We start from the raw sequence: 5,104 nt of genomic DNA, 5'->3' as shown, positions 1-5,104 counted from the left end.
GACGCCGATCGCGTCGAGGCGGGCGTCGGACTGCAGCACCAGGAGGCTGACGCCGACGACCCCGGCGATGCCCGCGAGCACGGTCCGCGGCGTCAGGCGTTCGCCGAGCAGGCCGGTCGACAGGCCCGCGACGATCAGCGGCTGCAGCGCGCCGAGGGTGGCGGCGACCCCGCCGGGCAGGCGGTAGGCGGCGACGAACAGCAGCGCGAGGAACGCGCCGATGTTGAGCGTGCCGAGCACGAGCGCGCGCCACCACCAGTCGCCCTTCGGCAGACGCCGGGTGAGCGCGACGAGCAGCAGCCCGGCGGGCAGGGCCCGGACGACCGCGGCGAGCAGCGGGCGGTCCGGCGGCAGGAACTCGGTCGTGACGAGGTAGGTGGAGCCCCAGATCGCGGGGGCCAGCGCGGTGACGAGGAGCTGTTTGTTTAGCACTAAGACAGTTTACCTCAGCGCTAAGGTAAATGGCCACCACTCACTTAGCGCTAAGGAATCGGCTACGCTGAGCCGATGGCCGACCACGTGGACCGGGTACTGGAGCAGTGGCACGCCGAGCGCCCCGACCTCGACGTCTCCCCGATGGCGGTGATCGGGCGGCTCTCGCGGCTGAGCGCGCTGGTCGACACGGAGCTGCGCCGCACGTTCGCCCGCCACGGGATCGACCGCGCGACCTTCGACGTCCTCGCCACCCTGCGCCGCAGCGGCCCGCCCTACCGGCTGACCCCGACCGAGCTGATGCGCTCGGCGATGGTGACGTCCGGGGCGATCACCCAGCGCCTCGACAAGATGGAGGCGCGCGGGCTGGTCGAGCGCACGCCGAACGAGACGGACGGCCGCGGCGTCCGCGTGGCGCTGACCGACGCGGGCGGTGAGCTGATCGACCGCGCGCTGCCGGAGCACGTCGAGAACGAGCACCGGATCCTGAGCGCGTTGAACCCCGGCGAGCGCGACGAGCTGGCCGCGACGCTGCGCACGCTCCTGGAGAGCCTGGGCGGGTCCTAGGAAATCTGGCGGACCGGTTCGCCGTCGAGCAGGTAGTCCAGGTCGATGCGGCCGCCGGCCGCCGCCAGGATCGCGTCGATCGCCAGGTCCACGTCCAGCTTGCGGCCGTGCTGGTCGGCGTAGGCGCGCATCAGGTTGCCGATGTGGCGTTCCGGGTTGCGCCACGACGGCCAGCGCAGCGACGCCTGCCGCGCCAGCTTCGTGAAGTCGGTCTGGCGCTCGGTCACCTCCAGCAGCCACTCGAGGTAGACGCGCATCGCGTGGAACGCGGTGTGCCCGGGGTTGGCCACCGGGCCGTGGCCGGGGACCAGGGTGCGCGGGCGGAACGTGTCCTGGAGCCAGTCGAGCGCGTCGAGCCAGCCCGGGATCGAGCCGTGGACCGCCACCGGGGTGTCGCCGATGACGACGAGGTCGCCGGTGAACAGCGTGCCCGAGCGGGGCTCGTGCACCACCAGGTCGCCCGCGGTGTGCGCGACGCCGGGCACGGCGACCACGTCGGCCGCCGCGTCGCCGAGGTCGAGCCGCCGCCAGCCGATGACCGGGTGGACCGCGTCCGGCTCGGGCGGCTCGAGGACGCCCCAGCGCGTGTACGTGAAGACGTTGCCGTACGTCTGCGGCCCGGCCTTGACCACGTCGAGGGCGGCCGGCGCGGCCAGCGCCGTCCCGCCGTCGCGCAGGGCGACGCCGAGGCCGTTGTGGTGCTCGCCGTGCGCGTGCGTGATGACCACCGTGAGCTCACGGTCACCCGCGTACTTCCGCACGTCGCGCACCAGTTCCAGCGTCGCCTGCTCGGTACCGCAGGTGTCGATCAGCACGACGCCGTCGCTGCCTTGGATCCACCCGCTGTTCGCGACGAACCACTCGGCCGGGCTCTTCACGTAGGCCACCACGCCCGGCTTCGCGTGCCGTAGCGGGACGATGTTCGATCTGACGGCCGGCATGCCTTCCCCTCCCTCATGCAGACGATGCGTTAACGACGGCGGCCTGGCCAGGTTGCGCCCGATCTCCGAAATGTTCGGGCCGCGACACTTTTCGATCGGCCGACCGGTCGAATAATTTTCGGGTTTTCGCTCTTGACAGTCGATCACGACCGTCCATACTGGTATATACCTTTATGGGAGGGTCCGGGGTAACACAAGGGGGCTTCGCGCTCGTGGGCCGACGGAAGGTCTGAGGGGTCCTTCCGTCGGCCGCGCGAAGACCGGTCACGGCAGTTGACACAGATACTGGTACGAACCAGTATGACTCCTGCCGTCCGGGAGGAGAAACATGGCGGGGGCACACGTCCGGATCGACAACCGGCTGATCCACGGGCAGGTCACCGTCGCCTGGACCCGCCGGCTCGGCGTGCGCCGCCTGCTGGTCTGCAACGACGACGTCGCCGCCGACGAGCTGCAGCAGGTGCTGCTGCCGCAGGCCGCCCGCGGGCTGCCCACCGCCGTGCTGTCGGTGGCCGCGACGCTCACCGTCCCGCTGGACGGGGATGTCATGATCATCGCGAAGGACCCCGAGGACGCCTTCCGCCTCGTCGAGGGCGGGCTGCGGCCCGGGGTCGTCAACGTCGGCAACGTCGCGCCCCGCCCGGGCACCGCGTACACCATGGTCACCCGCTCGATCGCGGTCACCGCGGACGAAGCGGGCGGCTACCGCAAGCTCGCCGCCGGGGTGCCGCTGGTCACGCAGCTGATGCCGCAGGACAAGCCCGCCGAATTCGTCCCACTGCTCGACCGGAAAGGGCTCTAGCCCCGCATGCTCGTCGCGCTGGCCCTGACCATCTGGGCGATCTACTGCACCTACGACGGGCTCGGCCCGTTCCTCATCTACGCCCAGCGCCCGCTGATCGCCGGCTCGGTGGCCGGGCTGATCACCGGCAACCCGCTGCTCGGCCTGCTGATCGGCGCGACGCTGGAGCTCGCCGCCCTCGGCGTCTACACCTACGGCGGCGCGACCATCCCGGACTACCAGACCGGCGCGATCGTCGGCACCGCGCTGGCCGCGGGCGCCGCCGGCGGGACGTCCGCACAGGTCGCCGTCGGGATCGGGGTCGGGCTGCCGGCCGCGATCCTGCTCTCGGCACTGGACCCGGTCGGCAAGATGGTCACCACCGCGCTGGTGCACCGGGCCGACGCCTACGCCGCCGACGGCAACGCCCGCGGCCTGGCCACGATCCACTGGGTCAGCCTGGTCCCGTGGGTCGCGGTGCGCGCGATCCCGACCTTCCTCGCCGCGCTCGCCGCGTCCGGCGGCCTGGTCAAGGACATCACCGCGAGCATCCCGGCCGGGTTCGTGCAGGGCATGACGCTCGCCGGGTCGCTGCTGCCGGCGGTCGGCTTCGCGCTGCTGCTCGGCATGATGGAGCTGTCGCGGTACTGGTACCTGCTGCTGATCGGCTTCGTCGGGTACGCCTACCTGAAGCTGCCGGTGCTGGGGATCGCGCTGGTCGGCGTCGCGGTCGCGATGCTGTTCGTGACGCTCAAGCGCGACGAACCGGCGATCGCCGTGGCCGAGCCCGAGCCCGCCGGGGAGGCCACCCTGGACCCCCGGCTGACCAAGCAGGACCTGCGCCGGGTGTTCCGCCGTTACTTCTGGTCGAGCCAGATCTCCTGGAACTACGAGCGGATGCAGGCGCTCGGGTTCGCGTACTCGATGGAACCGGTGCTGCGCCGGCTGTACCCGGACAAGGCCGACTACGTCGCCGGCCTGCAGCGGCACCTGCAGTTCTTCAACACGTCCGTGCTCATCGGCGGCCCGCTGATCCTCGGTTCCAGCGTCGCGCTCGAAGAGGCCGGGACGCCGAAGTCGGCGGCGAGCACCAAGGTCGCGCTGATGGGGCCGCTGGCCGGCATCGGCGACACCGTCGTCTTCGCGCTGTACAACAGCATCGTCTTCACCATGGGCGCGTCGTGGGCGCTGCAGGGCAACTGGCTCGGCCCCGCGTTCGCCGCCGTCATGGTGCTCGTGCCGTACGCGCTGGTGCGGCGCTGGCAGTTCGGGTTCGCCTACCGCGAGGGCAAGCGGCTGGCCGGGCACCTCGCCGCGGGCGCGCTGGCGCGCGTCGCGCAGGGGGCGACGGTGCTCGGGTTCGTCGTGCTCGGCGGGTTCATCCCGTCGATCGTCAAGGTCGTCACCACGCTGACCTACCGGCAGACCACCACGGTCCAGGGGCAGGCGGTGACCCAGTCGGTGGCGATCCAGGACCGGCTCGACGAGCTGCTGCCGTTCCTGCTGCCGGTGCTGGTCACGGCCGGGGTGTACCTGCTGACGGCCAAGGCCCGGCTGCGGCCGGTCTGGGTCATCGGCATCGTCGTCGTCGCCGGGGTGGTCCTGGGGTGGCTCGGCTGGTTCGCGCCGTCGGCCCCGGCGAAGAGTTGAGGGAGTCCGCCATGTCCGTCCCGATCATCCTGGCCGGTCACGGCCGGCTGCCCTCCGGCGTCGGCGAGGCCGCCGAAATGATCCTCGGCCCGCAGTCGCGGCTGAAGGTCTGCGAGCTGAGCCCGCGCGACAGCCCGGAGGAGTTCGGCGCCCGCGTGCTCGCGCTGGCCGGCGACGCCGAGGGCGTGCTCGTGCTCGCCGACCTGCACGGCGGCTCGCCGTTCAACGCCGTCCGCAAGCTCGCGGCCGGGCATCCGCGCATCCAGCTCGTGTCGGGGCTGAACCTGCCGATGCTGCTGGAGGTCCTGCTGCACACCACCGGCGACGTCGCCGAGCTCGCCGGCGTGGCCCGTGCCGCCGGCCGCGACGGCGTGGTCGACGTCCTGGAATCGACCTGGTGACCGCCGCCCTCCTGCTCGCCGCGCAAGACGTCCGGATCACCCCGGAGCCCGGGCACCCGCTCGGCGGCTACCTGGCCCGGCACGGCGTCGCGACCGGCACGCACGACGAGCTCGAAGCGTCGCTGATCTGGCTGTCCACCGAGGACGACCCGGGCGTGGTCTGGGTGGCGCTGGACGCGCTCGCGGTCGACGCCGGCCTCACCCGCACGCTGGCCGACGCGGTCGGCGCGGCGGTGGGCGTCGACCCGGAGCGGGTGCTCGTCTGCGCGTCGCACACGCATTCCGGGCCCGAGGGCTGGACCGGCCCGCTGCACCCGGGACTGCCGGGGGAG

Annotated in this window: 6 protein-coding genes and 1 pseudogene; 5 read left to right on the top strand and 2 right to left on the bottom strand. The window is 72.2% G+C overall.

The window, feature by feature from the left end; all coding sequences use genetic code 11:
- Positions 1–432, bottom strand: a 432-nt coding sequence (locus G3I65_RS45295; protein ID WP_160701573.1) for an EamA family transporter, incomplete at its 3' end; no start/stop codon positions are given.
- Positions 433–507: 75 nt separating this feature from the next.
- Between G3I65_RS45295 and G3I65_RS45290 the strand changes: the two genes are divergently transcribed.
- A complete protein-coding gene (locus G3I65_RS45290) occupies positions 508–999 on the top strand; it encodes a MarR family winged helix-turn-helix transcriptional regulator (RefSeq protein ID WP_160701572.1) in 492 nt (163 codons plus the stop codon).
- Here G3I65_RS45290 and G3I65_RS45285 read toward each other — a convergent pair.
- Positions 996–1,940 carry an MBL fold metallo-hydrolase gene (locus tag G3I65_RS45285; RefSeq protein WP_160701571.1) on the bottom strand — a complete coding sequence of 315 codons (945 nt, stop codon included), beginning with the start codon at positions 1,938–1,940 and terminating at the stop codon, positions 996–998. The genes G3I65_RS45290 and G3I65_RS45285 overlap by 4 nt on opposite strands.
- A gap of 328 nt (positions 1,941–2,268) precedes the next feature.
- Here G3I65_RS45285 and G3I65_RS45280 point away from each other — a divergent pair, with 328 nt between their 5' ends.
- The 4 genes and pseudogenes from G3I65_RS45280 to G3I65_RS45265 all read left to right on the top strand — a co-directional run.
- Positions 2,269–2,742, top strand: a complete 474-nt coding sequence (locus tag G3I65_RS45280; protein WP_160701570.1) for a PTS sugar transporter subunit IIB — start codon at positions 2,269–2,271, stop codon at positions 2,740–2,742.
- Positions 2,743–2,748: 6 nt separating this feature from the next.
- The gene (locus G3I65_RS45275) at positions 2,749–4,371 is read left to right on the top strand and encodes a PTS system mannose/fructose/sorbose family transporter subunit IID (RefSeq protein WP_160701569.1); all 1,623 of its coding nucleotides are present in this window, start codon (positions 2,749–2,751) and stop codon (positions 4,369–4,371) included.
- 11 nt (positions 4,372–4,382) lie between these two features.
- On the top strand, positions 4,383–4,772 hold the full coding sequence (locus G3I65_RS45270) for a PTS sugar transporter subunit IIA (RefSeq protein WP_160701568.1): 390 nt from the start codon (positions 4,383–4,385) through the stop codon (positions 4,770–4,772).
- A pseudogene (locus tag G3I65_RS45265) lies at positions 4,769–5,104 on the top strand (hypothetical protein); the annotation flags it as partial. The gene G3I65_RS45270 and the pseudogene G3I65_RS45265, both read left to right, overlap by 4 nt.

The sequence above is a fragment of the Amycolatopsis sp. SID8362 genome (genome assembly GCF_010550475.1).
Lineage (GTDB): Bacteria > Actinomycetota > Actinomycetes > Mycobacteriales > Pseudonocardiaceae > Amycolatopsis > Amycolatopsis eburnea.
This window is presented reverse-complemented; position numbering and strand designations above follow the sequence as displayed.

Coding starts and splice junctions, on each gene's coding strand:
- G3I65_RS45290 (WP_160701572.1), top strand. CDS start 508: ATGGCCGACCACGTGGACCGGGTACTGGAGCAGTGGCACGCCGAGCGC.
- G3I65_RS45285 (WP_160701571.1), bottom strand. CDS start 1,940: ATGCCGGCCGTCAGATCGAACATCGTCCCGCTACGGCACGCGAAGCCG.
- G3I65_RS45270 (WP_160701568.1), top strand. CDS start 4,383: ATGTCCGTCCCGATCATCCTGGCCGGTCACGGCCGGCTGCCCTCCGGC.
- G3I65_RS45275 (WP_160701569.1), top strand. CDS start 2,749: ATGCTCGTCGCGCTGGCCCTGACCATCTGGGCGATCTACTGCACCTAC.
- G3I65_RS45280 (WP_160701570.1), top strand. CDS start 2,269: ATGGCGGGGGCACACGTCCGGATCGACAACCGGCTGATCCACGGGCAG.